At 44.4% G+C, this 26,392-nt stretch carries 27 protein-coding genes; 11 read left to right on the top strand and 16 right to left on the bottom strand.

Features of this window, described 5'->3' with window-relative positions; genetic code table 11:
- Positions 1-45 precede the first annotated feature (45 nt).
- The 4 genes from LEPTO7376_RS28365 to holA form a co-directional block, all read right to left on the bottom strand.
- Positions 46-180, bottom strand: coding sequence for a hypothetical protein (locus LEPTO7376_RS28365; RefSeq protein WP_015134080.1), 135 nt, complete (start codon positions 178-180; stop codon positions 46-48).
- Between the two features lie 83 nt (positions 181-263).
- Positions 264-1,346, bottom strand: a complete 1,083-nt coding sequence (locus LEPTO7376_RS10065) for a hypothetical protein (RefSeq protein ID WP_041763422.1) — start codon at positions 1,344-1,346, stop codon at positions 264-266.
- A 190-nt stretch (positions 1,347-1,536) separates the two neighbouring features.
- Positions 1,537-2,007, bottom strand: coding sequence for a DUF4168 domain-containing protein (locus LEPTO7376_RS10060; RefSeq protein ID WP_015134078.1), 471 nt, complete (start codon positions 2,005-2,007; stop codon positions 1,537-1,539).
- A gap of 161 nt (positions 2,008-2,168) precedes the next feature.
- Entirely contained in the window at positions 2,169-3,149 is a 981-nt protein-coding gene (holA, locus tag LEPTO7376_RS10055; RefSeq protein ID WP_015134077.1) for a DNA polymerase III subunit delta, read from the bottom strand.
- 70 nt (positions 3,150-3,219) lie between these two features.
- Here holA and LEPTO7376_RS10050 point away from each other — a divergent pair, with 70 nt between their 5' ends.
- From LEPTO7376_RS10050 to LEPTO7376_RS10040, 3 genes are all read left to right on the top strand, one after another.
- A complete protein-coding gene (locus tag LEPTO7376_RS10050; RefSeq protein WP_015134076.1) occupies positions 3,220-3,741 on the top strand; it encodes a photosystem I assembly protein Ycf3 in 522 nt (173 codons plus the stop codon).
- Between the two features lie 87 nt (positions 3,742-3,828).
- Positions 3,829-4,122: an Asp-tRNA(Asn)/Glu-tRNA(Gln) amidotransferase subunit GatC gene (gene gatC, locus LEPTO7376_RS10045; protein ID WP_015134075.1), complete on the top strand. Its 294-nt coding sequence runs from the start codon at positions 3,829-3,831 to the stop codon at positions 4,120-4,122.
- A gap of 180 nt (positions 4,123-4,302) precedes the next feature.
- Positions 4,303-4,965, top strand: coding sequence for a CAP domain-containing protein (locus tag LEPTO7376_RS10040; protein WP_015134074.1), 663 nt, complete (start codon positions 4,303-4,305; stop codon positions 4,963-4,965).
- An 84-nt stretch (positions 4,966-5,049) separates the two neighbouring features.
- Here the strand turns inward: LEPTO7376_RS10040 and bchM are convergent, their stop codons facing one another.
- Positions 5,050-5,748, bottom strand: coding sequence for a magnesium protoporphyrin IX methyltransferase (bchM, locus tag LEPTO7376_RS10035; protein WP_015134073.1), 699 nt, complete (start codon positions 5,746-5,748; stop codon positions 5,050-5,052).
- A 62-nt stretch (positions 5,749-5,810) separates the two neighbouring features.
- Positions 5,811-6,299 (bottom strand): CYTH domain-containing protein, encoded by a 489-nt coding sequence (locus LEPTO7376_RS10030; RefSeq protein WP_015134072.1) that lies wholly within the window; start codon positions 6,297-6,299, stop codon positions 5,811-5,813.
- A gap of 219 nt (positions 6,300-6,518) precedes the next feature.
- On the opposite strand from LEPTO7376_RS10030, the gene LEPTO7376_RS10025 reads away from it, so the two are divergent.
- From LEPTO7376_RS10025 to gyrB, 5 genes are all read left to right on the top strand, one after another.
- Complete coding sequence (locus tag LEPTO7376_RS10025; protein ID WP_015134071.1) at positions 6,519-6,905, top strand: DUF2780 domain-containing protein; 387 nt, start codon at positions 6,519-6,521, stop codon at positions 6,903-6,905.
- Between the two features lie 97 nt (positions 6,906-7,002).
- The gene (locus tag LEPTO7376_RS10020; protein ID WP_015134070.1) at positions 7,003-7,659 is read left to right on the top strand and encodes a Uma2 family endonuclease; all 657 of its coding nucleotides are present in this window, start codon (positions 7,003-7,005) and stop codon (positions 7,657-7,659) included.
- A 72-nt stretch (positions 7,660-7,731) separates the two neighbouring features.
- Positions 7,732-8,418 carry a hypothetical protein gene (locus tag LEPTO7376_RS10015; RefSeq protein ID WP_015134069.1) on the top strand — a complete coding sequence of 229 codons (687 nt, stop codon included), beginning with the start codon at positions 7,732-7,734 and terminating at the stop codon, positions 8,416-8,418.
- Positions 8,419-8,528: 110 nt separating this feature from the next.
- Entirely contained in the window at positions 8,529-10,472 is a 1,944-nt protein-coding gene (gene dnaG, locus LEPTO7376_RS10010; RefSeq protein WP_015134068.1) for a DNA primase, read from the top strand.
- 234 nt (positions 10,473-10,706) lie between these two features.
- Positions 10,707-12,629 carry a DNA topoisomerase (ATP-hydrolyzing) subunit B gene (gene gyrB / locus LEPTO7376_RS10005; RefSeq protein ID WP_015134067.1) on the top strand — a complete coding sequence of 641 codons (1,923 nt, stop codon included), beginning with the start codon at positions 10,707-10,709 and terminating at the stop codon, positions 12,627-12,629.
- An 8-nt stretch (positions 12,630-12,637) separates the two neighbouring features.
- Here gyrB and LEPTO7376_RS10000 read toward each other — a convergent pair whose 3' ends face one another.
- The 4 genes from LEPTO7376_RS10000 to sat form a co-directional block, all read right to left on the bottom strand.
- Positions 12,638-13,033: a hypothetical protein gene (locus LEPTO7376_RS10000; protein ID WP_015134066.1), complete on the bottom strand. Its 396-nt coding sequence runs from the start codon at positions 13,031-13,033 to the stop codon at positions 12,638-12,640.
- A gap of 17 nt (positions 13,034-13,050) precedes the next feature.
- Positions 13,051-14,814, bottom strand: a complete 1,764-nt coding sequence (locus LEPTO7376_RS23505; protein WP_051188758.1) for a serine/threonine-protein kinase — start codon at positions 14,812-14,814, stop codon at positions 13,051-13,053.
- Positions 14,815-15,126: 312 nt separating this feature from the next.
- Entirely contained in the window at positions 15,127-16,689 is a 1,563-nt protein-coding gene (locus tag LEPTO7376_RS09990; protein WP_015134064.1) for a glycosyltransferase family 39 protein, read from the bottom strand.
- An 80-nt stretch (positions 16,690-16,769) separates the two neighbouring features.
- On the bottom strand, positions 16,770-17,936 hold the full coding sequence (gene sat / locus LEPTO7376_RS09985; protein ID WP_015134063.1) for a sulfate adenylyltransferase: 1,167 nt from the start codon (positions 17,934-17,936) through the stop codon (positions 16,770-16,772).
- Positions 17,937-18,135: 199 nt separating this feature from the next.
- Here sat and LEPTO7376_RS09980 point away from each other — a divergent pair, with 199 nt between their 5' ends.
- The 3 genes from LEPTO7376_RS09980 (at position 18,136) to LEPTO7376_RS09970 (ending at position 22,790) form a co-directional block, all read left to right on the top strand.
- Complete coding sequence (locus LEPTO7376_RS09980; protein ID WP_041763378.1) at positions 18,136-20,787, top strand: chloride channel protein; 2,652 nt, start codon at positions 18,136-18,138, stop codon at positions 20,785-20,787.
- A 78-nt stretch (positions 20,788-20,865) separates the two neighbouring features.
- On the top strand, positions 20,866-21,234 hold the full coding sequence (locus LEPTO7376_RS23500; RefSeq protein ID WP_015134061.1) for a hypothetical protein: 369 nt from the start codon (positions 20,866-20,868) through the stop codon (positions 21,232-21,234).
- A complete protein-coding gene (locus tag LEPTO7376_RS09970) occupies positions 21,234-22,790 on the top strand; it encodes a GUN4 domain-containing protein (protein ID WP_015134060.1) in 1,557 nt (518 codons plus the stop codon). Before LEPTO7376_RS23500 ends, LEPTO7376_RS09970 begins: the two co-directional genes overlap by 1 nt.
- A gap of 65 nt (positions 22,791-22,855) precedes the next feature.
- On the opposite strand, the gene LEPTO7376_RS09965 is transcribed toward LEPTO7376_RS09970, so the two are convergent.
- The 6 genes from LEPTO7376_RS09965 to LEPTO7376_RS09940 form a co-directional block, all read right to left on the bottom strand.
- Entirely contained in the window at positions 22,856-23,476 is a 621-nt protein-coding gene (locus LEPTO7376_RS09965) for a Uma2 family endonuclease (RefSeq protein ID WP_015134059.1), read from the bottom strand.
- 156 nt (positions 23,477-23,632) lie between these two features.
- A complete protein-coding gene (gene trpA / locus LEPTO7376_RS09960) occupies positions 23,633-24,427 on the bottom strand; it encodes a tryptophan synthase subunit alpha (protein WP_015134058.1) in 795 nt (264 codons plus the stop codon).
- A 69-nt stretch (positions 24,428-24,496) separates the two neighbouring features.
- Positions 24,497-24,799 carry a DUF3007 family protein gene (locus LEPTO7376_RS09955; RefSeq protein WP_015134057.1) on the bottom strand — a complete coding sequence of 101 codons (303 nt, stop codon included), beginning with the start codon at positions 24,797-24,799 and terminating at the stop codon, positions 24,497-24,499.
- Positions 24,800-24,861: 62 nt separating this feature from the next.
- Positions 24,862-25,098, bottom strand: coding sequence for an NAD(P)H-quinone oxidoreductase subunit L (gene ndhL, locus LEPTO7376_RS09950; protein WP_015134056.1), 237 nt, complete (start codon positions 25,096-25,098; stop codon positions 24,862-24,864).
- A gap of 74 nt (positions 25,099-25,172) precedes the next feature.
- Positions 25,173-25,511, bottom strand: coding sequence for a hypothetical protein (locus tag LEPTO7376_RS09945; RefSeq protein WP_015134055.1), 339 nt, complete (start codon positions 25,509-25,511; stop codon positions 25,173-25,175).
- Between the two features lie 285 nt (positions 25,512-25,796).
- Entirely contained in the window at positions 25,797-26,372 is a 576-nt protein-coding gene (locus LEPTO7376_RS09940) for a hypothetical protein (RefSeq protein WP_015134054.1), read from the bottom strand.
- Between the last annotated feature and the right edge of the window lie 20 nt (positions 26,373-26,392).

Below are 26,392 nucleotides of genomic sequence, written 5' to 3'. Positions count from 1 at the left end.
CACTCCATTTTGCTATAGCATTACTTACTTGAAACTCTCTTATTTTTAAAGAGTTTGGCGAAATCGCAGTCGTTGGAGAAGACAGATCGCCGACATGATGATCTTTGTATCGACTGCATAGTCAATCAAGGTTTCGCAAAGGAGCTGGGCATCTTCGAGGGGTAGTAAGAAAGTGAGCATTTGACTGAAATTATGATCGCCCCAATGTCATTTAAAAACAGAGAGGCGCTCGCTAAAGCTCTTGAGATTTAAGAATTGAGATCCTATTGTTGCTCGACAACGAATTCGATTTCTTCCTCTTGGTCGTCTAGCTCAGCCACCACAGTAATCGAATACTGTTGACCCTCATTCACAATGGCAGGGCGGGGCACAACGATTTGGAATTTTCCAGTGCTATCCACTTGCGCTCTAGATCGGTTTAGTAACGTTGTTTCACTACCAATACTGAGGAAACCACCAAGGATACTGGGCGCTTCAGAAACAACTGTCACTCTCACGTCAGCATCGGGATTGGTTTGACCTTCTAAGGTGAACCCTGTATTGGAGCTAATGGTGTCACCATCGCTATGGCTGGTCACTTCCAGAGTCAAAGGCTCAACTGTTTCGGTGATCAAGGCTGTTTGGGGAGAATCACTCGTAATTTCTTGGGTGACCACTGCGCCACTACCGACAGCGGTGGGGTTAAAGGCAAAAGGACTATCCACGACAGAAAAGGCAACTTGTCCAGCTTTTTCGAGACGACCAATCACAATCCCTTCACTGACGCGATCACCACTACCGATAGGCATCGAAATCCGATAGGTACCAGCAGTAGTTTCCTTCGCTTCAATAGTTTTGAGAGTATTGCCGTTTTGAACGAGGAGAATGGAAGCGGTGGCATCAGGTGTCCCGCGCAGTTCGGCGTTAAAAGTATCTCCGGTGGTTAAAGCTGCATCCACGGCATTGTGATAAATCGCAGTGATATCAAGCTCGACATTAACCACTTCAAATGACCATGCAGCTCGATAGCCAACCCCAGTCGTAGACTCAAATTGAACCTCAACCTCGTGGGTTCCAGGGCTCAAAGGAGCAGAAGGTTTATAACCAAAGGTATTGCCACTCAGATCAATAAAGCTGCTGCCTGTTACATCGGTATCATCAACCAAAATCTGGATTGAACCGTTTTCTACTAGGCTGGAATTGTCAAATTTCCAAGTGATAGAGCTGTCGTTTGGAACGTCTGTGCCAGAGGGTGTCGCACTGGTAATCTGTTGGGCGATCGCCGATGGCATTAGCAACAGTGGACTAGAAATAGTTGCTGTACTGAGCAAAAAGCCAAGGCCAAGTTTTGATAAGGTATTTTTCATAGGATTAATGAGAGGCAATGGGTTTGCGCTCTTTTGAATTTATAAAGATACTCATAGTCTAGTGAGAAAATCTGTGGCAAAAAAAGGAATGATTGTAAATTTCATCACTCACCCATCCACAACAGGTTGCGGCGATCGCCTGACGACATACCCACAAAAAATTATTGATTTAATCTCTCTCTATTCCCTATTAGCGATTATTTAAAATTTCGGTCATCAAATCAAAAATCGTGCTCCGCAACGCTTCATCATTTTCAAGCTGGTTGCTGATGCTATTAAAGGTGCTACGGGTAATAATCTCGTCGATTAGGGCAGGAAGTTCTTCGTTGCAATAATTTTGAACTTTGCTGATTGCTTCGCGGTTCCCGAGTTTACGAATACTGTTGGCGTTGTCGCAGCGTACTTCCCAACTGGTTTTCTCGCCGGTGAGAGCTTCGATCTCCATCAACAAGTCTTGCATTCTATTGCCACCATAAATCGCGAGGTAGGCTTCGGCATAGTCTCTTAATTCACCTTGGGTAAACTCTTGGGCGATCGCCTGTTGTTCCCAAGAAAATGGGACAAGATTTGCTTCGAGCTGAGGCGCAACACCAAGGGCAATGGCACTGACAGTCGCGAGACTACCAAGGGCGAAATAGCGAAGGCGGATAGATAAGGACATAATCGGTTGGTGTGGGTAGGGGATGAGAAAGTTTGGGGTAAAGGGAGAAATATAACTATTTTTAACGAGTATCGCGTCTAGGGCTATCGCCTCTACTTATGCCTAAAGAAGGAATTTCGGATGCAGAAGTTCCATATTCTCAAGATTTTTGCATCACTAGATTAACGAAAAAGTTGGCAAAGTTCGAGTACCTTCGTTTGTAAGATTTCTTGGGCGATCGCTCCTTGTTTCAGGCCAGCTTCTAACTCCAGCAAAATTGGTAAAGTTTTGAGTAATTGCGAACCCCGGAGCCGTGCTATTTCTTTACGGAGAAAGTATAAACGCTTTGGGTTTCGTAAATCTGCTAGTTTGGCGATCGCCTTATCGTCGCGCTCACCGTTTTCCATCATCACCTTAATCACTGTCCACATCCGGAATTGCCCGATCATCGTCGCCACAATCCTCAACGCGGGTTCATTTTGCGCCAATAGCTCCCCAACCAACTGAATCGCATCGCCACTTTTTCCTTCGCGAATCGCTGCACAGAGTTGCAGACTGTTTTGATTCGTTGCTGCCACCAACCGCTGAATTTCTTGCCGCGTTAATGGTTGTGGGCGATCGCTCTGATAAATTTTCAGCTTTTCTAGTTCATTCCAGAGACGACGACTATCATTGCCAACCACTTCCCCCAAAAGCTCTAGCGCCTGTCGATCTAATGTCACCCCAATCTCTCGCGCCGTTCCCCTCACTCGATCAGCCAACGCTTCTGTTTGCCAAGGTGGAATAGGCGAAAACTCCCGAACCTTTGCCCGCTCCTGGACTAATTTTGTGGATTTAATCCGTTTGTCTGGCTTTTTCCGCGTCGTAATTAATAAGTGGGTCTGCTCCGGAACCACATTTAATGTTCGCTGAAGTTCCTTTAATAAGCTTTCAGAGCAACTGTTACAAAACGTCGCCTCCGTCAGCCATACTAACCTTCCCCCCATCCCAAATGGTGGTGTCATCGATTCATTTAACGCCTCAACGACAGTCTCTTCCTTGCTGCCATCATAGGTTTGAAAATTAAACGACAACCAGGCTGGATCGAGGACAGACTGCTTAATCTGCTCTACCGCTTGGACGATCGCAAAATCATCTTCTCCCCAGAAAAAGTACACAGCCATAGCAATCCGTTAAAATCAAAACAAATCAAGGTAAAGTGAACAAACGATTATTCCCTGCGACTAGACCATTATGCCGAGAACCCAACGTAACGATAACTTCATCGACAAAAGCTTTACGGTGATGGCAGATATTATTCTCAAAATCTTGCCCACCAGCAACAGAGCAAAAGAAGCTTTTGCTTATTACAGAGACGGCATGTCAGCGCAAGCGGATGGTGAATATTCTGAGGCTCTCGAAAACTACGAAGAAGCTCTCAAACTCGAAGAAGATGGCAACGACCGTAGCTATATCCTTTACAACATGGGTCTCATTTACGCGAGTAATGGCGACCACGAGAAGGCTTTAGGACTTTATCATGAGGCAATCGATCTAAATCCAAAGATGCCCCAAGCTCTCAATAATATTGCTGTGGTTTATCACTACCAAGGGGAGAAGGCAAAGCAAGCTGGCAACGAAGATGAGTCTGAAGCATTGTTTGATAAGGCAGCTGAATATTGGAAACAGGCAATTCGCATTGCACCCAATAACTATATCGAAGCTCAAAACTGGCTCAAGACCACAGGGCGTTCTGAAATGGATGTCTTCTTCTAAGGATTAAGTCTTTAAGACCTCCGTAAGTTCTCTTTAATAGAGAGATTTAAACCAATAATTTTCGTTTTGATAACTAATAACTAACAAATGATTGATCTCGAACAGGTTCGTAAGGTTGCCAAGCTTGCTCGTCTGGATTTAACTCCAGAAGAAGAGGCGGTTTTACCGGAACAACTCAACGGTATTTTGGATTATGTCGAGCAGCTCAGTGAGCTTAATACTGATGATGTAGCTCCCACAACGCGGGCGATTGATGTCAGCAATATTTTCCGAGAAGATACTCAAAAAACGTTTGGCGATCGCGAAGGTCTTTTAGAGAATGCGCCTGAGCGGGAAGACGACTTTTTCCGTGTCCCTAAAATCATGGGTGACAGCGAATAATTTTTTACTTTCAACTTCAAGATTTTTCTTTGCCTTCATCTATGAGATGGAGGTTTTTTATTAACCACGTTGGAGCATCTCTCAAGTTTCATAAACAAAGGGAGATTCTCTCTAAAAACCTGTCCTATGATTCCAGAGCATTTTTGACTTTCTATATCAGGGCGATCGCCTCTACGACAGATGACTACCAGAACAGAACCCTTACCTTTTGATGGCAAACCCGTTTTTGTTGATAACGATGGCACTTGGCGCGAAGCCGGACTCAGAGGTTATGGCTACAACAGCGCCACAGGTTACCAATACAAAGTTCAGTACAAAGATGATGGCTCTGAAGAAGCAGGGGTTTTATCTGCACGCATTAAAACTTTTGCGGAAGCACTCGCCGAAGGCATTGTCGAAAATGTCTATGACCTAACATCTCCTACGGCGATCGCCCAAATGGTAGAGGCTCACAATGACTGGCGAGCGAACTATGGCATCACGGAAACTGTAGAGTGGGACGAAACCATTGCCGCCTATGCACAGGAATGGGCTGATCATCTCAGCGCCAATAATCTACGTGGTCATCGCCCTGACTGCGATTATGTTGAAAATATTGCCTATGCTTCAGGCCAAATGCTTTCGTCAGCTGCGGTCGTCGATCTATGGGGCAACGAAGTTCACGATTATGACTATGCAACGAATACCTGTGCACCGGGTAAAGTCTGTGGACATTACACTCAAGTCGTGTGGCGGGATTCTCGAAAAATTGGCTGTGGGATGGCTCGTACGGCTGATGGGAAAGAAGTTTGGGTCTGCAACTATGATCCGAAAGGAAACTGGGTCGGTCAAAAACCCTATTAATTCAAAGCTTGGAGATTGCAAAAAATAGAGGGGCGATCGCCGCAACAATCACCCCACTCAAAATTTCTGCAATCAACGTTTTGCTTAGCGGAGACGAGCTGCTTCGATGAGACGAGAATAATAGAAACTAGTGCTGGTCATTTCAGTACGCTCAATCGCAAAGCCATTGTCGATCAGAATATTGCGAATATCGAGTTCTTTATGTTGATAAGCACGAGTTGTTTTGCTAGGGCCAGGGAAAAACTCACCAATTTTCTTGAGAATGGTCAAGAAGAACGTCTTAGGCGCAAAGCTCAAAATGAGACGGTCTTCGCTGAGAGAAGCAAGGTGCGCGATCATCTTTGCCGCGTCCTCAGTGGGATAGTGAATCAACACATCAATACAAATAACAGTGTTGTACTTGCCGGAGATACTTTCAAGATCCTTCGCTTCGAACGTGACATTAGCATTTTCACCAAGCTCTACCTTTGCTCGTTCTGCAGCTTCACCGGACATTTTTTCGGATATGTCGCTCGCATAAATCGAACGTGCACCCAGCTTCGCAAGTGGAATACTGAGACTACCGACACCACAACCCGCATCACAAATACTACGCATTGGGAGATTTTGGTCGGCTTTTAACCAGCCAATCACCTTATCAATTGTCTGCTGGTGACCCACCCGAATATCAGCCTGTACTTTATTAACTTCACCATCACCATAAATCCGACGCCAGCGGTCAAATCCTTTCGCATTAAAGTAATTTTTAACGATGGTCTTGTCGTTCTTGACGGTGCTAGTCATAGCTTAATTAATTGCGGGTAAAAATTTTTGTTATTAGCTAACTAATGTAGCAGTTTTGGGGTCTAGTCTAGCTGCTGTTCAGCGGTTGTCCATCGGCTATAGGGATAGCTCACGAGTTTTGCATTGAAATACCGTGAAAACTGGGTCACTTCAGCACCAATCCAATCCGGTTTCAAGAAGGTTTGCGCTTCGGATTGCAGTTCGATTTCCGCCAAAATCAAGCCTTCATTTTCGCCAAAAAATTCATCGACTTCCCAAATAAATCCTTCGTAAGGAATACAATAGCGTTTTTTCTCGATTTGGGGGCAATCGCACAAAATATCAAGCATTTCTAGAGCATCAGCTTGCGGGATTTGATATTCATATTCGAGCCGCGAAATCCCAGTAGATTTACCTTTAATGGTGAGATAGCCTTGTTCTCCGGCTAAGCGCACCCGCACAGTTCTTTCAGGTTGCCGTTGCAGATAGCCTTGCCGATAATAAACACCCTCTGCCAACTCCCGCCAGCGATCGCCCACCACTAAGAATTTCCGTTCAATTTCCTGCGCCATGGCAATCGACTTCCCCTTCAGCTAACTTTCTGACTTCCCTAGATAATCAAAAATTTTCCTGGAGAGCAACAAACCTCTGCCATTGATAACCGCTGTAGATATCATGATCAGTTTGTTATCACCCCTATTAATTTTTGGTACGAATCCCGAGCAGACCCCGAATATTTTGCGATATAAGCACAGTGGATTACATCACATTCACGCGGGAGAACCCAAAATATGGAACTTATCCAGATGTTAACGAGCCAGTTAGGCGTATCTGAAGAACAGGCAAAAGGCGGCTCTGGTCTCTTATTCAAGCTGGCAAAGGACAAACTAGACGATGGTGAATTTGGTCAATTAGCAGGTGCAATCCCCCAGATCGAATCACTCATCGATGCAGCACCAGAAACTGGTGGCGGTATGGCTGGAGCCTTGGGTGGCTTAGCTTCTTCCCTCGGTGGCGATGCTGGGAAATTGGGCACTATGGCGACTTTAGCCAGTGGTTTTCAATCCCTAAAACTCAACCCTGCCATGGCGAGCAAATTTGCGCCAGTGATTATGTCTTTTGTGCAATCCCAAGGTGGTGAAGGCTTACAGGAACTTCTTAAAAAAGCAATGAAATAAGTTACAGCCTTTTTATCTTTTTTGATTTTTTAATTTAAACGCAACCATAGCCATTCTGAAATGATGTAAAAAACATAATTCAGGATGGCTCTTTAATTTGAAAGTTTCGGTTGAAAGTGAAGCTTTTATAATCGGTAGTAGTCGTATCAAGCAATGGGCGATCGCCACAATGAATATCAGCTTTCCCATTGAACTTAATCTTGATAGCTGCGATTTAAGTGATGAACAATTTTTCCAACTTTGCCAATGTAACGAAGTTTGGCAGTTTGAGCGTAGTGCCACCAATCAACTTATTATCATGCCGCTGGCGGATGGAGAAACAAGCAATCGCAATGCAGACGTGACGTATCAACTATACATATGGGCTCAGAAGACAAAATCAGCAGGCATAACCTTTGGGTCTTCGACAGGATTTACCTTACCGAATAGAGCTGTTCGTTCCCCAGATGCGGCTTGGATTCCGATAGAGAAATGGCAATCCTTGACTCAGCATGAACGCGAAAAATTTCCGCCATTGAGTTTAGATTTTGTTGTGGAATTGCTTGCTGTCAACGAAAAACTGGATGTCACCCAAGCCAAATTACGCGAATATATTGATACTGGTACATGCTTGGGTTGGCTAATTAATCGAAAGACTCAGCAGGTTGAAGTTTATCGACCCAATCAAGAGGTTGAAATTTTAAATTCGCCAGCAACACTCAGTGGAGAAGATGTTTTGGTGGGCTTTGAGCTAGACCTCTCAACCATTTGGTAGGTGATCGCCTCGAAGCTTAGTAGTATGCGAGCAAACCCCTAGAACGAATATTTATGGCAAGGAAAAGAGAGAATGATGGAAAAGTCCACTACAACGAAAGGTATTTGCCAATTTTGTGGCAAAGAGTTCTCTAAAGGCGGCATCTCACGGCATCTTAAATCTTGTCATATGAGGCAGTCGGCGATCACAACAGTAGAAACGAATCAACGCAAAGCTCAAACGATCTACCATCTTCAGATTCAGAGTTATGGCGATAAAAATTTTTGGCTTCATCTCGAAATGAGAGGCGATAGCAACCTACGTGACCTAGACTTGTATCTACGAGCAATTTGGCTGGAATGTTGTGGACATTTAAGTGCTTTTTCCCACCGCCACAGTTTACAGCAAGAAATAGCAATGTCTCATACAATCAGCTGGATTTTTGAGGAGTTAGATCAACTAGAACATATTTACGATTGGGGAACGCCTTCCGAAACAATAATTCGCCATGTCAATCACCGGCAAGGAAAAATGCTGAATTCAGAGCCAATTTTCCTGATGGCAAGAAATAATCCACCCGTGTATTCATGTATCCAATGTGAAAAACCCGCAACTCACTTCTGCCAAGAATGTATGTACGAAGATGGAACAACGGGGATGCTCTGTGATCGTCATACAAAGGGACATCCCCACGAAGATTATGGTGAACCGATCTCCCTTGTGAATTCACCGCGCTTAGGGATATGTGGTTATGATGGGCCTGCTGAAGCCCCCTATTAACCTTATTAAATTAACTCAATCGACTTGAGGCGATCGCCCCCCCTTCATTTCTCCCAAAATCTTTGAAGGTCAGTAAAATTTAAAGACGTTCAATTCGCAGCATCAACACCATGGCGATACCTGCCATCCATCCCGACACAATTGAAGATGTAAGGCAGCGAGTCGATATCAGTGAGGTGGTATCAGATTATGTGGTGCTGAAAAAACGAGGTAAGGACTTGCTAGGTCTTTGTCCGTTTCATGACGAGAAAACGCCGAGTTTTACGGTCAGTCCGTCGAAGCAGTTTTATCACTGTTTTGGTTGTGGGGCTGGGGGCAATGCCATCAAGTTTTTGATGGAGATTAATAAAAGCTCCTTTGCTGAGGTCGTACTGGATCTGACGAGACGATATCAGATTCCTCTCAAGACCCTTGAACCAGAACAGCGCCAAGAAATTCAACGGCAACTGTCACTCAAGGAACAGCTCTACGAAATTGTGGCGATCGCCGCGAGTTTTTATCAATACGCCCTCAAGCAACCCCAAGGGGAAATGGCACTACAATATGTGCGCGAGGAACGAAAGTTATCTGAGGCAACGATCCAGAAATTTGGGATTGGCTATGCGCCCGGCGGTTGGGAAACCCTTTATCGATATTTAGTTGAACAAAAACGTTATCCCATCGCATTGGTCGAACAGGCAGGATTAATTAAGCCGCGCCAGTCAGGCAATGGTCATTATGATCAGTTTCGCGATCGCCTGATGATTCCGATTTATGACAGTCAGGGTCGTGCCATTGGGTTTGGTAGTCGCACACTCACAGGCGAGGAACCCAAATATCTCAACTCTCCTGAAACGCCCCTCTTCGATAAAAGTAATACCCTTTTTGCTCTCGATAAAGCAAAACAGGCGATCGCTAAAGCTGACCAAGCAATTGTGGTGGAAGGCTACTTTGATGCGATCGCGTTACACACCACAGGTTTTGCAAATGCCGTTGCATCTTTGGGCACAGCCTTTACGCAAGGTCAGGTCAGACAGTTATTACGCTATACCGATTCGAAACAAGTTGTCCTCAATTTTGATGCCGATAAAGCGGGTGTAAAAGCAACTCAACGCGCCCTAAGGGAAATTGAACCACTGATCTATTCAGGGCAAATGCAAGCACGGGTTTTGAATTTGCCCGGCGGGAAGGATGCCGACGAATTTCTCTTAATGCCCAATGGTGTCACTCAGTACAAAGAAGCATTACGGGATGCACCGCTGTGGATCGATTGGCAACTCAATCAATTGTTGCTCGGCAAAGATTTAGGCGAAGCTGATCAAGTACAAAATCTTGGTCGTCAGGGCATTCGCATCCTTGCAAAGATTAAAGACCAAACCCTCCGCAGCCACTATATTTCCAATTTTGCGCAATCCATCAGCAAAGGCGATCGCCAACATTACCAGCAGCTCCAGGAAAATTTTTACTACCAAATTAAACGCCTCCGCAGATCCCAGCAGCAAAAACCCGCAGAACCAGAATACGAAGAACCCACCCCAGTTGAAGATATTCCTGTTGCCACTGCATCGATGCAATTGGTCCAGGCAGAAGAACATTTACTGCGGCTATATCTGCATTGCACAGCCTTTCGTCGTCAAATTGAAACCCAGCTCAGCGAAAACGAATTGATGTTTGGCATTTCCCATAATCGTTGGCTGTGGCAAGAAATCTCTGAAATCCCCAAAGAAATCAAGCAAAATCTTGCTCATAATCAGCTTCTCGGCAGAATTCTCGATATCCTCACAAATCATCCTGAAAAGATGCAGCCCCTTGGGAACTTGATGTATCTCAACGAAAAAACTGAGATCGACATCCACCGCGTCCCTCTCCAAATCCGCGCGGCGATCGCCACCATGGAATATGTCAACACAAAAAAACACTACGAATATTGCCGCGAAAAATACGAAAGCCTTGACCCCAGCCACAACGATTACCTGTATTACATGCAAGAATTTTGCCGCCTTAAACAGGCTCTAATTACCACCAACAAAAAGCGGAATTTCAGCAATCTCGAAGTGATCAAATACGACTCCTAAGAACCCGCAACAAAACGTCCCAGATCCAAAAGGTTAAGGTAAAATAAACGTACTACTAATAGCAGCTCTATTTGTGCAGCCTATCACCACACCATTTCAGAGAGTTGCACCCCACCTCAAAACCGCCTCCATTGCCTGACTATTCCGCCCACAAACCTTTCATGCTATAATTTTTGTCTGATTTAGCCAGAAAAACAGGCAAAGAAGTTTCACGCCCTATTTCGGAGTTTGTCCATGTCCAGTAACTACGGTGCCCAACAGATTCAAGTTCTTGAGGGTTTAGAACCAGTCCGGAAGCGTCCGGGTATGTATATTGGTACCACTGGGCCACGAGGCTTACACCATCTGGTTTACGAGGTCGTTGACAACTCCGTTGACGAGGCACTTGCAGGCTACTGTGATGAGATCAACGTTGAGATTTTAGAGGATGGTTCCGTTCGCGTTACCGACAACGGCCGCGGTATCCCCACAGATATTCACCCCACGACAGGAAAATCCGCCCTCGAAACAGTGATGACTGTCCTCCACGCAGGCGGTAAGTTTGGCGATGGTGGTTACAAAGTATCAGGTGGTTTGCATGGTGTGGGTGTCTCCGTCGTAAATGCTTTATCCGAATGGGTGGAAGTAACGGTTTGGCGAAATGAAACTGAACATAAGCAACGTTACGAGCGCGGCATTGCCAAAGGTGACTTAGTCACAGCACCAGCCACAGGCCATAAGTCAGGAACATCCGTTCATTTTTTACCAGACGCAGAAATTTTCACAGAAACCACGGTTTTTGATTACAACACCCTCGCGGGACGTTTGCGTGAGTTGGCTTATCTCAATGCCAGCGTAAAAATTATCTTTACCGACCATCGTGCAGAAGAACCCCGCTCCAACACTTATTTCTATGAAGGTGGTATCAAAGAGTATGTCGCTTACATGAACCGCGAGAAAACGGCGCTCCACGAAGAAATTATTTATGTTTCCGGCGAGAAGAATAATGTACAGGTGGAAGTGGCTCTGCAATGGTGTATTGATGCATATAGTGATAATTTGCTCGGTTTTGCGAATAACATTCGAACGATTGATGGTGGTACACACCTCGAAGGTTTAAAGGCTGTTCTCACACGCACAATGAACACCGTTGCCCGTAAGCGCAACAAGATTAAAGATAATGAATCGAATCTAGCTGGTGAGAATATTCGCGAAGGTTTAACAGCGGTTATCTCAGTAAAAGTTCCTGAGCCTGAGTTTGAAGGGCAAACTAAAACAAAACTCGGTAACTCGGAAGTGCGCGGTATTGTTGATTCCTTTATGGGTGAAGTGCTCAACGAATATTTTGAATTTAATCTAAACGTAGTTGATAGCATCCTAGAAAAAGCCATTCAGGCATTTAAAGCGGCAGAAGCGGCTCGTCGCGCTAGAGAGCTTGTTCGTCGTAAATCTGTGCTTGAGTCTTCTTTGCTTCCCGGTAAGTTGGCGGATTGTAGTGAGCGGGATGCCGCAAAATCTGAGATTTACCTAGTAGAGGGTGATTCTGCGGGAGGTAGTGCCAAGCAGGGACGCGATCGCCAGTTCCAAGCGATTCTGCCATTGCGAGGCAAGATCCTCAATATCGAGAAAACAGACGATGCCAGAATTTATAAAAACAATGAGATCCAATCGCTAATTACGGCATTGGGATTAGGCATTAAAGGCGAAGAATTCAACCCCGAAAAGTTACGCTATCACCGGGTTGTGATTATGACAGACGCGGATGTGGATGGTGCTCACATTCGGACACTACTCTTAACATTCTTCTATCGTTATCAACGTTCTCTAGTAGACCAGGGTTACATTTACATCGCTTGTCCTCCCCTCTATAAGCTGGAGCGCGGGAAAAAGCATACTTACTGCTACAGCGATCGCGAACTTCAAAGTGAGATTGCGGAACTTCCCACCAATGCGAAGTACAATATTCAGCGCTTTAAGGGTTTGGGTGAAATGATGCCTCAACAACTCTGGGATACCACAATGAATCCTGAAAGTCGTACGCTCAAGCGCGTGGAAATTGAAGATGCGGCGGAAGCAGATCGGATCTTCACGGTGCTGATGGGCGATCGCGTTGCACCTCGTCGTGAGTTTATCGAGACCAATGCGCCCAAGCTAAATATGCTTGACCTCGATATCTAAATTTTCAATCAGATTGTATCTACTGAACTATATATGCCGTGGGGATAAATTGTAATGACAATGTCCCCGCGGTTTTTCGTTATGCGCTCTAAAACCTCGGTTGAGATAGGAGATCGCCAACTTTTAGGTTCATCGCCAGCTTCATAGCCAATATTAAAATCGATGCGAGTGCAACTATCCCAAAGCATTCGTGATGATTCGCTCAGATTTTCGATTAGGTTGCAATAGAAATTGATATCGCTTGCTACAGAACCCTCATGGAAAAGGCCAAAACTGGCAGCATGGCGATCGCCGACAGCACCGCAAAAGTGAACCAGAACATCATCCTCAAACTCTTGCACAATCGACGTTAAATCATTTGGGCTTTCTAGCTCTAAATCTGTGGTGATGTATTGAGTTCGCATGGGATTTACCTGTAATATCAAAGACCCAATTTTTCTTGGGCTTGAGTGAAATCTGGCTTTAGGGCAAAAGCCTTTTCATAGGAGGCGATCGCCCGATAATCATTCCCTATTGCCTCAGCCGCTAAACCTGCACGGTAATGATGCCATGCATGATCTGGATTGAAGGTAATTGCCTTGTCAAATGCAGACAACGCTTGCTCATATCTTTTTTGGGCATAGAGTACACGGCCTTGTTCACCCCAGATCAAGTGAGAGCTTGGATCGACTAAAGTACCCTGATTGGATGCTTCTAGAGCTAACTCTAGAAAACCCATCCGTCGTAACGCTTTAGATTTCTCGTACCAACCGCCCGACGCATTCTGATCAATTTCAATACCTTTCTCTGCTGAGGCGATCGCCTGATCATATTTTCCGAGTGCTGTTAATGCTCGTGCGTGGTTCACCCAAGCCCAAAAATAACCAGGATTTAGTTGCTGCGATCGTTCAAAGGATAACAATGCTTCTGCGGGACGATCTAAACCTCCGGTTAGCACCAAACCATGACGATTATAAACGCGATAATCTTGGTCATTAATGGCGATCGCTCGTTCACATAAATCTAATGCTTCCTCTGGTTGATTGAGATAGTAATAGGCTGCACAATTATCCGACAGCGCATCAAAATGATTTGGGTCAACCTCTAAAACCTGATTGTAGTAATAGGAAGCCTCATCATAACCATCACGATTTAACGCGCTTAATCCCTTTTGGTAAAGATCAGCAATTAACTTATCGCTCAGATCGATACTCGGCAAATTTGGTTCGTTAAGCGGAGTTGGTTGAGTAACAGTGTCCTGCGGTGCAAAGGTTGGGATTGGCAACATATTGAACAATCCCCATAGCTTCAGTCCCAGCATTAAGCTCAAAACTCCCACCAAAAATTGCCATGCAAAATGCACATTATTGTAGTCATAAGTGACGTGATTCGACTTGCGTTCCAGCCGTAATAAAGCCTGTAATGCGGCTTTCGCGTCGGGATAGCGTTTGTTAAGATTGGGCTCAGTAAGAATTTCTAACCAATCGAGAAAAGCGTTCGGCAAATGCTTCAGTTGTGAACGAAATTGAATTCGATAATCGCTATTTACCAAAGCACCAATTTCACCAGAGCGCTTGCCACACAAAATCGAAATGAGCGTAATGCCCAACGAATACAAATCCGATGCAGTGGTGAGTTCCCGCTGAAAAATTTGCTCCGGTGGCATAAAACCCAACGTTCCTTTCACTGTGCTGCTGGCGGAAAGATCATCCATCCCCAACCGCGCAAACCCAAAGTCAATTAAAAATACACGCCAACTTTTACCCCAACGACGAATCAAAATATTTTCGGGCTTAATATCGCGATGGATAATAGGCGGTTGCTGTTCCTGCAAGCTTTGCAAAATTCTGAGCAACTGGATGGCGATCGCCTTTATCTCTTTAAACGAAAGCGCTTTAGTCTGGGCAAGGGTCGACGCATCAATATATTCTGTGATCAAATAAAAGCCATCATCCGTGGTGAAAGACCCAAGATAATCGGGAATTTGCTCATGATTTAATCGTTGGAGCACTTTGATCTCGGCTTCGATACTGTCATAGCCACTCCAATCCGTTGCCCCTTGCACAAAAGCAAATTTTTTGAGCACGACAGGGCGATCGCCTTCAATTTGTCGCGCGAGATAAGTAAACCGTCGACCTTGAAAATTCTGGCCTAGAGTCTTCTCAATTGCATAGCCATAGGTCGTTAAAGCGGGGAAATTAGTCATAACCTGAAAAGAACTCAAAAAAATCCAAGCAAACGAATGCTGGATACTAATTACTTCAATATATAGCCGATTATTTCCAGAAATATCTGCTTACAATATGGCCCCAATAGTCAAGAATCCAGGCGATCATCTCTCAAAACGAACTTACTTATTTCATCTATCTATAAGAGGCTGTCTGAAAAGGGTCTGACCGTAACTTTTGTCGAAATGAGTTGCACGTAAAAATAAGCACTTCAGGCGATCAACCTGGCGGAATTTACGCAGCATTTATCGAACATAAAGACTTTTCAGACAACCTCTAAGTTTTTTAGACTATTTATTCAGTCGATAAATTTTTGTCTTTAAATTATCTATAGGAATTTCAGAATATTTTTCTTGTAAAAAAGAGTTCAATAATTGCTGTGCTTCAGGATTTGTTTGAAAATATGTTTCCATACGCTTACCTTCAATAAATTCAGGAGGGCTTGCAATAATTTTTTTAAGTTCATTTACTGTCGATGATTGCTCTCCAAACCAACTTCGAAGAAGAAACTCCTTATGAATATTACTAGGATGTGTAGTACTAGAAATAGGAGGATTGATATTCTGCTGCCAATAATAAAAATGATGATTTGCTAACCAAATACTTTTATCATTTGGTTCACGATCACCCAACTCTTTATCTAGCTCTTGTGCTAGTTGATATGATGGGCCATAAAAGAGACTACCCATGCAAAAAAAATTATTACCAATTGAACTATATTGAAGACCAGTATGAATGCCATAAACACTTAATGTCAGAAAAAGAAACAGTTTGCCTGCCGTCATTTGATTCTGTTGGATTATGTTATAAACAGTTGGTGTAATAAAAATCACGACAAATCCGGCAAGCTGCATATTGTAGTGCCCCCAAAATACGCCTGATTTCAAAATAGAAAATTCGATACTGATCCAGAAGACACAAATCAAGCTCAATAGTCTTTTTTCTAATGTGTTGAGTTCATTAGAATTTGACAACAATAAACGTAGTTGAGCCCCGCAGATAATTGCAACAAACAAATGAAGGAGAAGCAAAGCAATAGACGTCTTAAAAGAACCTGCAATATAATAAATAATTTGCTCTTTAAGGACTATAAAAAAACTGCTTTGTTGGTTCGCATAGCTCAGAGATGATTGAATCAATCCTCGATAGAACTCAGGAATATTGTGACTCAGAATATATGGCATTATTGTGAGTATAAGAATGCTAATACACCCAGCAGCATAGCTACAGATGTTAAGTAGTTTTTTTTGAATATTCAGTGAAGAGTTATTTAAGACTAAGACACACAAATACAAACCTAAAATCACCATGCTATAGGCTAGGTTAAGCCGTATCATGCTGGCAATAGTCATACAAACGCCAGCACAGTAAAGGAGTATTATTTGCCTTCTATAAAAAAGACAGCATAGAAATGCTAATAGGAGAGGAATAATGACTAAATGTTCAGAGATAAGTGCCTGGCCTCCAGCACTTAAGTTGATGAAAATCACCAACCCAAATCCTGCAATAAGTGCTCGATTTTGTCCCCAAACTTTTGAAATACAAAAGTAAATAAGATAACCTGACATTGCCGTGATCATGGCACCAGCAAAACGAACAAAGAAAAAAGATTTACCAGTTAAAGCAGTTAGAACAGCAAAACAATACCAGAGCAATGGTGCCTTAACATCAATAACATCTCCGGTATAAGGAAGTTGACCTTTTAATACGGATTGGCCTAATAAAAGAAAAGTTGATTCATCCCAATCAATATCAATTTTGAAAAAATATGGTATTCGCGTCAAAAGAGCAACGAGAATAAACCATATCCATACAGGTAGGATGTGAAATGCCCGGGTATATTTTGTGCTCATCGCGATATTCTTCTTTTTAACACTAAAAAAGGGATTTACCGTGAAAATCCCTAGTCATGATTAATAATGTTTGTTTAGTTTTACTTGTGCATTGCGCGAGCAAGTTCTGCTGCCACGAGGGGACGAGAGAATTGCGGAGGGGGAAGCTCACCATTACGCAACATTTCGCGAACCTTCGTACCGGAGAGATGCACACGATCCTCAGGGCCACTGGGACTTGTTTTCGCTGTCGCCATTTGCTCAGTCTTCTTACAGTAGAAAGCATGCTCAAACTTCATTGGTGTAATACCAAGAGCAGCAGGGTCGAAATTATCGAACATTTCCTGAGCTTCATAAGTACCGTAGTAATCGCCCACACCAGCATGGTCACGACCAACGATGAAATGAGTACAACCATAATTCTTGCGAATCAGTGCGTGGAAAATTGCTTCACGGGGGCCTGCATAACGCATTGCCGAAGGATTAATCGCAAGGATGACACGATCTTGGGGAAAATAGTTTTCCATCATGATCTCGTAGCAACGCATGCGCACATCAGCAGGGATATCATCACTCTTTGTTGCACCAACGAGAGGATGGAGGAAAAGACCATCAACTGTTTCTAAAGCACACTTTTGGATGTATTCGTGAGCACGGTGGATGGGGTTACGGGTTTGGAAGCCCACAACAGTTTTCCAGCCACGCTTTGCAAATGCCGCGCGGGAAGCTGCAGGGTCAATTTGGTATGCGGGGAAGAGGGGGTGAGGATCACGCTCTAGCAACCAAACGGGACCTGCGAGGTTTACATCACCTTGTTCATAGATAACCTTAACGCCAGGGTGCTTATCTTCGTCTGTTTTGTAGACGTTGATTGCTTCGTGAGCTTTGTTGTAGTGGAATTTTTGAGAGAGTTCGAGGACACCAATAAAACGACCATTGGCATCGTCAAGACGTACCCAGTTACCTTCCTTGAGAGGTGCAGCGACTTCTTCGGAAACAGGTAGGGTTACGGGAATAGACCAAGGCAAACCATTGCTGAGGTGCATGGTGTCAACGACAGAATCATAGTCGGACTGCTCCATGAAGCCTTTGAGGGGACTGAAGCCACCAATGGCAATCATTTCGAGGTCGGACTGGGCGCGTTTGTCGAGGGTAACGCGAGGGAGGGTATCTGCCTGTGCCAAAAATTCTTTCTTTTCGGCTTCGGAGGCGATTCGGTTAATTAATTGTCCGCCGTGGGGAGCAATTAGACCTGATTCGGTACTCATAAATTTTTAGGAATAAAAGCATGTTTATCTTCAAGCACACATACTATCAGTTCGGGACAGGAACCGGGATCATGCTTCGGTAAAGAACAAGGGCGATCGCCCACTGAGGAAAGCGTTTTAACTCTGAGAGTTTGTCAATAATTTGGTAGCTTAAGGGCAGATCGATTTGTGTTCGAAACTCTACGGGCTAGAAACAATCATGCTTCCCGTGCGTAACTGGGGAATTTTTCATCGATTCGGACAGCTCAGTCTCAATCGCAATTACTTAATTTTTGAAGCCTGTCTTATCGGAACAATTTCAGGTTTATCGGCTCTATTTCTGAAGGCCGGTATCGGCACCCTCGGCAGTTATCGGGTTGCGCTGAGTCATCAATATGGTGCGTGGTTAATTTTGCCGCTCTTCGGTTTAGTGTGTGGTGGTCTCGCAGGATTCACATTACAGACTTTTTCTCCTGCGGCAAAAGGTGGTGGTGTACCTCAGGTAAAGGTGGTGTTGGCACGGCTGCCATTTCCGCTGTCTTGGAAGGTGGCGATCGCCAAATCGATTGGCACAATTTTAGTCTTGGGGGGCGGTCTAACCCTCGGGAGACGGGGGCCAACAGTACATATCGGGGCAGCACTGGCAGCACAACTGAGTCAATGGTTACCGATTACGCCAGACCATCGACGGCAAATGATTGCAGCGGGGGCAGCAGCAGGGTTGGCAGCTGGTTTTAATACGCCGATTGCTGGGGTGTTATTTGTGGTGGAAGAGTTGATGCGGGATATGTCCGGCCTCACTCTCGAAACTGCCATTGTCGCTTCATTTACAGGATCGGTGGTGTCGCGGTGGTTTGGTACATCGGATTTAAATTTACCCAGTGAATTATTGCTGGCAGCGAATCAGAGCCATTTTTCAGTTAAAGAAATTCCTCTCTACCTAATTTTGGGCGCTTTGGCTGGTGGGCTGGGCGCTTTTTTTAATCGCGGTATTCTCACGGTTTTACATTTCAATCGACGGATGCGACTTAACCTTGCCACGAGAATGGCGATCGCCGGGATGATTTCAGGAATTGTAATTTCATTTTTGCCGCCTTTCTTTAGGGATAACGCCGGATTACGGGATTTTTTATTGACGGGGGATGCAGGGTGGCAGGTGATTGCGATCGCCTTTATTGCCCACTTTGGACTGAGTTTATTGGCCTATGGTTCGGGAGCGCCAGGAGGATTATTTGCTCCTACCCTCGTTTTGGGAGCAGCCCTTGGCTATCTGATGGGATTTTCAGCTGAAGCACTAATTCCTGAAGCTTCCCAATATACTTATGCCCTCGCTGGAATGGGCGCATTTTTTACGGGGGTGGCGCGAGTCCCTGTGACAGCTATTGTGATTGTCTTTGAGTTGACGACGGATTTTAATTTGGTATTGCCCTTAATGTTGGCATCGGTGACTGCTTTTATCGTCGGCGAAAGTTTTTTTAAAGGGTCAATTTATGAGCATCTCCTCGAAGCGAGTGGCATTCGTCTGAAGGAGAAAAATGATCCACAGGTTTTGATGGATTTAACGGCGGCGCAGGTGATGCAACCCAATGTCGAAACGATAGACAGTAGCCTCTCCCTTACTGAACTGTTACCTATTTTGTCGCAATCGCACCACCGTGGTTTTCCGGTATTAGAGAATGGCAAATTAGTGGGGGTTTTAACCCAAGGGGATTTAGCGCAAATTGCATCAAGTGAACGGGATGTGACGGTTAGTCAATTGATGCAACGTAAAGTAATTACGGTCGCGCCCCAAGCTTCTCTCAGCGATGTTTTATATCTGCTTAATCGCTATCAAATTTCGCGTTTACCTGTCGTTGAGCAAGAATGTTTGCAAGGGATTATTACCCGATCTGATATTATTCGCGCCGAAACGCAAAAACTCCTTGGTAATAGTGACCATGCGCTCAAATTGCAGGAGCCGAGCTATTGCGTTTATCGCACCCAAGATATTGATCGCCATCAACCAAAACTCTGGGTGGCGATCGCCAATCCCAATACAGCCGAAGCACTACTCACAGTCGCCTATGCGATCGCCAAAGATAAAAATGCGATCATTTGCTGCCTGCATATCATCCCGGTTTCTGCCCCTTGCCCTCTCCCAGAAACGGCCATTAACACCATTCCAGAACGACAATTATTGCAGGGTCTCGAAAAGCTAGGGCATAAATGGGGAGTTGCGATTCACACGCAGATTCTCTTAGCCCATGATGTTTCTGCGGTGATATTACAACAATTATCTACTGACGATGTGGGGTTAATTCTCGGTTGGCAAGGCGATCGCAACCCCGCCGGAAAACTATTTGGCAATGTCATCGAAGTACTCATTAAAGAAGCACCTTGCGATGTCCTTTTAACAAAAACGAGCCATGCCCATCCTTTGAAATTGGCATCAAAAGACGCTCCTCATTTGCGTGCCCTCTGCCCGATTTCTAGAGGTCACAATGCCCGACGAGCCCTAAAACTCGCTCCGGCTCTACTGCGATTAACCCCGGATGTTCATCGATATTCTCTTTCCTCAGAAATTTGTTTATGTCAGGTCTATCAACCTAAATATCAAACCCAAAGATTTCCGTTGCTGCGCAAAGCTCAAGCCAAACTCAAAGAATATGTGGAAGTTCCGGTGATTTCACTGCCGGTTCGTTCGCGGTATGTCTCCGAAAGTTTACTCCGGGTCATTAAAGAAAATACTTATGATCTCGTGGTGATGGGAGCCAGCAGCGAAAGTCTTCTCCAAAAAGCACTCCACGGTAATATCCCCGAGGCGATCGCCAGAGGAACAAACCGAACAGTCATCATTGTGCGCGGGAAGTTGAATAATACGAACAAAGCTTAATTCTCTTGGGAGAACTTTAAAGTAATCGTCTTCCATTTTCTTCCCCTTATGATTGAGGAAATTTAGGGAGACTTAAGCATGGCTGAACACAAAGAGAAAGGTATATATGTCATCACTCAGGCGATTGCCGCGACAGGTGCAAAAGACGGTCAAGATACCGGAGCGAGTTATCGGAGTAACCCCAAAAAGTCCACTGGGCAAAAGGTACGGGAGTTTGTGTCAGCGGAAATGCTCAAGTCTCAAATCTCTGGGTTTCTCGATGTGATTGAGGATGTTTTCTCTAATAATCTCAAGGCGGCTTCGGAGATGGAATTGGATGAAATTAGTTTTTCGCTAGATATTGATGCCAATGGGAAAGTAAGCCTCATGGGGAATGGTGTCGAGGTTGGTACAACTGGAGGAATCCAAGTTACATTTAAACGAAAGGATTCTGCTAAGTCTGACTGATGGCAAGGAATTGGGCGATCTGCATCGGCGTAAATGAATATGACAATCTGCCAAATCTCAGTTTTGCGAAACGGGATGCGGAAAAGATGCAGCAATATTTCCGGTCAGATGTGAAGTTTGACAAGGTTTATTTGTTTACGGATGATTCGCCGCCGATCGATGATGCGGATAAGCCCTATGCTTCTCGCCCTACCTATGGGGCTTTACGTCGTTTTTTGCGGGTACGGTTTGAGGAAGATTTTCTTAGTGATGGGGATAATCTCTGGTTTTTCTTTAGTGGGCACGGCATTCGTCATCAAGATCGGGATTATCTGTTGCCATCAGATGCTGACCCAGATCCAGCAGGTATTGAGGATACAGCGATTCCCATTAGCTATGTGTCGGAGCGATTGCGGCGTAGTGGTGCAGACAATGTCATTTTGCTTTTGGATGCTTGTCGTAGTGAACAAAGTTCTAAAGATATGGGCATTGGCAATGAGAAGCAGCAGGGTGTAATTACTTTTTCGTCCTGTAGCCCAGCAGAAAGATCCTATGAGATTGAAGCTTTGGAGCAAGGGGCTTTTACTTATGCGCTATTGGAGTCACTGCGAATTCAGGGAGAAGGTAATTGTGCGACAGTCGAACGACTTTCTAAACGGATTAAATATCGGGTGAAAGAGATTAATCGGGATTATGAGAAACCGAAGCAAACGCCCTATCCAATAGTAGAGCCTGCGTCAAAATATCATTTAATTCTCTTGCCAGATGCGGCAACGGCTCAGGATATTACGACGTTAAAGTGTGATGCACTTTTGGCGGAAACAAAGAAGCAGTGGGATGTAGCAAAACAACTTTGGATGCGGGTGAATGTGGCGGCGCGGGGAACGGATATGGATGCAATTGAGGCGATTCAACGATTCCCGACTTTTGGTATAATGCTTATCGAGTCAGTTGTCAAACCGAAAACTGTGATCAAAAGTGCGACTCCACCGCTTATCTCCGCAGAAATAAAGACGGAAAAGATTGCAGCAAAACCAGCTCCTAAGATGCAAAAAAGAGAGCTACTTAAAATCATTATTCCGGAAAGATATCAGCAGTTAGATAGTTATTTGAAAGCACAAAAATTCAAAGATGCAGACAAAGAAACAGTTCGGGTAATGCGGGAAGTAGTTGGAAAAGAATCAAATCAAGATCTAAACGTTGACGATATCAGGTTATTTCCTTGTAAAGATCTAAAAACGATTGATGGGCTATGGAAAAAATACAGTAATGATAAATTTGGATTCAGCATACAAAATCATATATGGCTCGATTGTGGCGGTGTTCCAGAGATACATGATTGGGATACCTACATTAGATATGCCAAGCAAGTTAAATGGTATGGGAATGGTTCATTCAACAATGGGGAATTTTTTGATTACAGTCAGTTGAACTTTTCCCTTAAAGGTGTCAAAGGTCACTTACCTCGTCTTTATGAAAGAGTCCAAGGCTGGTATCCAACGTCCTACTATCTTTTTGGTTGCTTGGAGAGGTGTAAAAAACTCAAGGATTATAAAATTCCAATGTATCCAAAATAATGCGTTACGACAGATGATAAATTGTGGACTGATTTCTCAAGTTTTATTTACAGTCTCCATGCATCCTACATTTGCTTCGCCCAGGCACGAATAGCCTTGCGAATAGCTCGACGACCTAGAGGACGATTGTCTTCTATTAGATCCATCATTTTATCTACAGAAATTCTCGGTAAAGCCAAACTATTTTCTGATATTTGATACTCGTTATTCTTCAGAAGATAGATCGTAATTTTGCCCTCTTCATAACTCCAAATCTCCGGCACTCCCAACCGCGCATAAATAGGGAAACGTTCTAAAGATTTACTTGTCAGATCAATCTCCAAAGCTAGGTCTGGTGGCGGATCTTGATTGAGGTCATATTCCAGTTGCCCACGAATTAATGGCTCATTCTGAAAATAAAAACAATTATCTGGCTCTAAACCGGCCATTTTTAATTGCTTACGCCACGTTGTCGATCCTAGACTTTCATAATCAATATCCGAAGCATCCGCATATTCTTTGAGCGCATCGCTAATTACTTCTTTGTAATATTCGTGTTCGGGAAGTGGAGTCATAATTTCTAGAGTGCCATCGCAATAGGCAATGCGGCTACCACGGGTTTCGCCCAGCTCTAACAGAATATTTTCAAATTGCTGCCAACCGATATTTTGCAGTAACACGCGATTTGCCCGTTGTTTTGTCAGCATCGGATTGCCCAAAATCTTTTTCTACACATATTCTATTCTCGATGATTTATTTGTTGGCGATCGCCACAGTTTTTGACCATCTCTATCGAAACCCAAAAACAAAAAAAGGCCAATTCTCACGAATCAACCTCCCAATAACTTATGCTCGTAAATTTTCTAGGCGATCGCCCCTTTTAGAGATTCACAGAATTCTTTAACTGCTTGGAGACCTTCTTCAGGAGTACCGGACGCAAGACGTTTTACGATCGCACTACCAACAATTACGCCATCGGAACCCCAGTCCTTCAGTTTTTTCGCTTGCTCAGGATCAGACACACCAAAACCAACACCGACAGGCTTCTCAGTAACCGCGCGCAAACGAGGCAATAACTCCTCAACGCGGCTGGCAACGGATGTTCTTGCGCCTGTTACACCGGTCACACTCACTAGATAAATGAAGCCTTGGGATGCTTTGGCGATCGCCTCAATCCGGTCATTGGGACTAGTGGGCGCAACCAAAAGCGTTAACTCTAGATTATTCGCTGTCGCCGCCGCCAAAACTGCATCGGATTCCTCTAAGGGCAAATCAGGAATAACTAATCCTTTTACGCCAGCAGCAGAAACCTGTTGCATAAACGCATCCACACCACGGTAAAAAATAGGGTTGTAGTAAGTGAAAAGAATAATCGGTGCGGTAATGGTGGGATTCACGCGCTTCACAATATCCAAAACATTTTCGAGCGTGACACCACGGCTTAAAGCACGAGTTGCTGCCGCTTGAATCGTCGGGCCATCTGCCAACGGATCGGAATAGGGTACGCCCAACTCAATAAAATCTGCGCCAGCTTCATCCAAAACTTTTATCGCTTTTTCTGTTGTTCCCAAATCCGGGTCGCCCGCCGTAATGAATGGAATCAGGGCGCATTGTCCGGCTTGTCGTAGAGATTGGAAATGTTCAGAAACGGAAGTCATAGCTTTAGCGAAATGGTTACACAAGGGGTTATTGTACGTCCCTAGCTCCCCCTGTGCGATCGCCGACTGTTATTTTTTCTCGGATTCGACCTCAGCAGCTAACTTTGCTAACTCTTCAGGACTCATCGCATCCAAGCGCCTTTGCAGAGCAGCTTCCTCATAATCTTCCCGCTGCTTATGAAAAGTCATAGTTCGAGTGCCCACCCGAAATAGATAGGTACTCACCCAGCCAATCACCACCAACACAAGGGCAGCCTGAGACCAGATGCCAGCGTCCATACTCTCTAAGCCAACTAATTTAAAGCCACCATAGAGCAAACCACCCACTACAAAAATTCCAAAGCAGATGGCGAAAACATCAATACGTCGCATAGCGATAGCAGCAGATAAATAACTGAATAATTTGAGCCGTCTTCAAACTTCAAACAGAAGTTCTAAACTTCACGACGACGGGGGCGCAAATTTAGGAAGGGGCTGAGAAGCAACATACCGGGGAACAAGAAAAAGACTAAGAAATACATAAATAGTCTTTCGATGGAGCTTGCCACCAGCGATCGCTTCTGAATATAGAGATACAATGCAGCGGGCAAAACGACGAGATAGGTTACGCTCAAACCCAGATATAGAATAGCGACCAAGAGAGTTTCAAAAGGTAAATCGAGGGGTGGCATAACGTTACTTCTGAGACAAAAAATTTTCGTTAGTAGTTATTTTAGCTTAGAGCCCTAGCGTTACAGCAAAGGTTTTAAGCATCGAGCCATTGGTTCGAGAGAATATTATTCACACCTTGGGCAATCCGACTCAGATCTTCATTCAGAAGTGGCGGCCAGTTTGCACCTTCACGTTTGCCGGCCTCGTAATATTGACGGCTATCGTAGGCGAGTCGAAAGAGCATTTGAGCCAAACCACGATCAATAGAATCTAGACCTTCCACATGCTGATAAATTGCCTTGAGAGTCAGCAAAATATTGGTTACCTGACCAGGAATTGGTGCTTGCCGTTGTTCTAGCAAGGCCAAAAAGGAGCGGCGATCGCTTAATGAACTTTGAGAGGAGAGATATTGATAGGCGGTTTTGTAGTCCATTAGTTTATGACTAAAAGTCTTGGGAAAGAGAAAAGAGTTTGTTGGAAAATATGCGATCTGACAATCACAGTGGCCAAATTATAGGAGCCTTATTCAAAACTATGTAAGGGCAAAAAGTGCGAGATTTTTTGAGGAAAAGCACATTAACGAGTAAGAGAACTAAGACAAATTGCGTAAATCTATGCCGAAAGGACAGTCTTCTCTAGGCGATCGCCACCCCCAAGAACCCTTACTCGATCTAGTATGACGCTCAGGTTTCTCATCAAATTGGTAACAAAATCAGCCTTAATCGGATGTTTCGTTCCAAAGTCTTTCTAATTGATATTGCCAAGCGATCAGGGCTTGTTGTCGTTGGCGTGGCTCTTGATCGAGTCCACCCATAACGCCCTCTTGATAAAATCTCGTAATCGTCTGCATTGTCATTTCCATCGTTTGACCTTGGGCTTTAGCCGCAGCAACGATTTCACGTACTTTATTCTCGGCCAGCTCATTAAAAAATGGCCTGAGATTTTTTTTATGCAACTCAATTAGTTCTTCTAGGGCTTGCTGGAGTTGGGCGGCTTCAAGGATGCCAATGGGATATTTAAAGGCTCCCCAAATCATATTTTGACTAATGGCATAACGGACTAATTTATTTTCATCGAAATTCTGTTCAAGCAATTTTTCGTAGTATGGTTCGGCATCTTTCTGTGGGGCGATCGGCACAAAAACACGCAGCATCTCACCATTTTTTGAAGTGTTCACCAGCAAATGAAATCGTTTTTCAGCATGATGCACTTTCCATGTTGTGCGGTCAGGTTGGTTAATCTGAGCATCAGGGAAGACATTTGTCAGGACTTGGGTTACGGCATCAGGAGTCATAGTTTTTTGATATCGCTGGT

Origin of the sequence: [Leptolyngbya] sp. PCC 7376, assembly GCF_000316605.1 — a bacterium.
Classification (GTDB): domain Bacteria; phylum Cyanobacteriota; class Cyanobacteriia; order Cyanobacteriales; family MRBY01; genus MRBY01.
The sequence above is the reverse complement of the archived record's forward strand: the minus strand, read 5'-3'. Positions and strand labels throughout refer to the sequence as shown.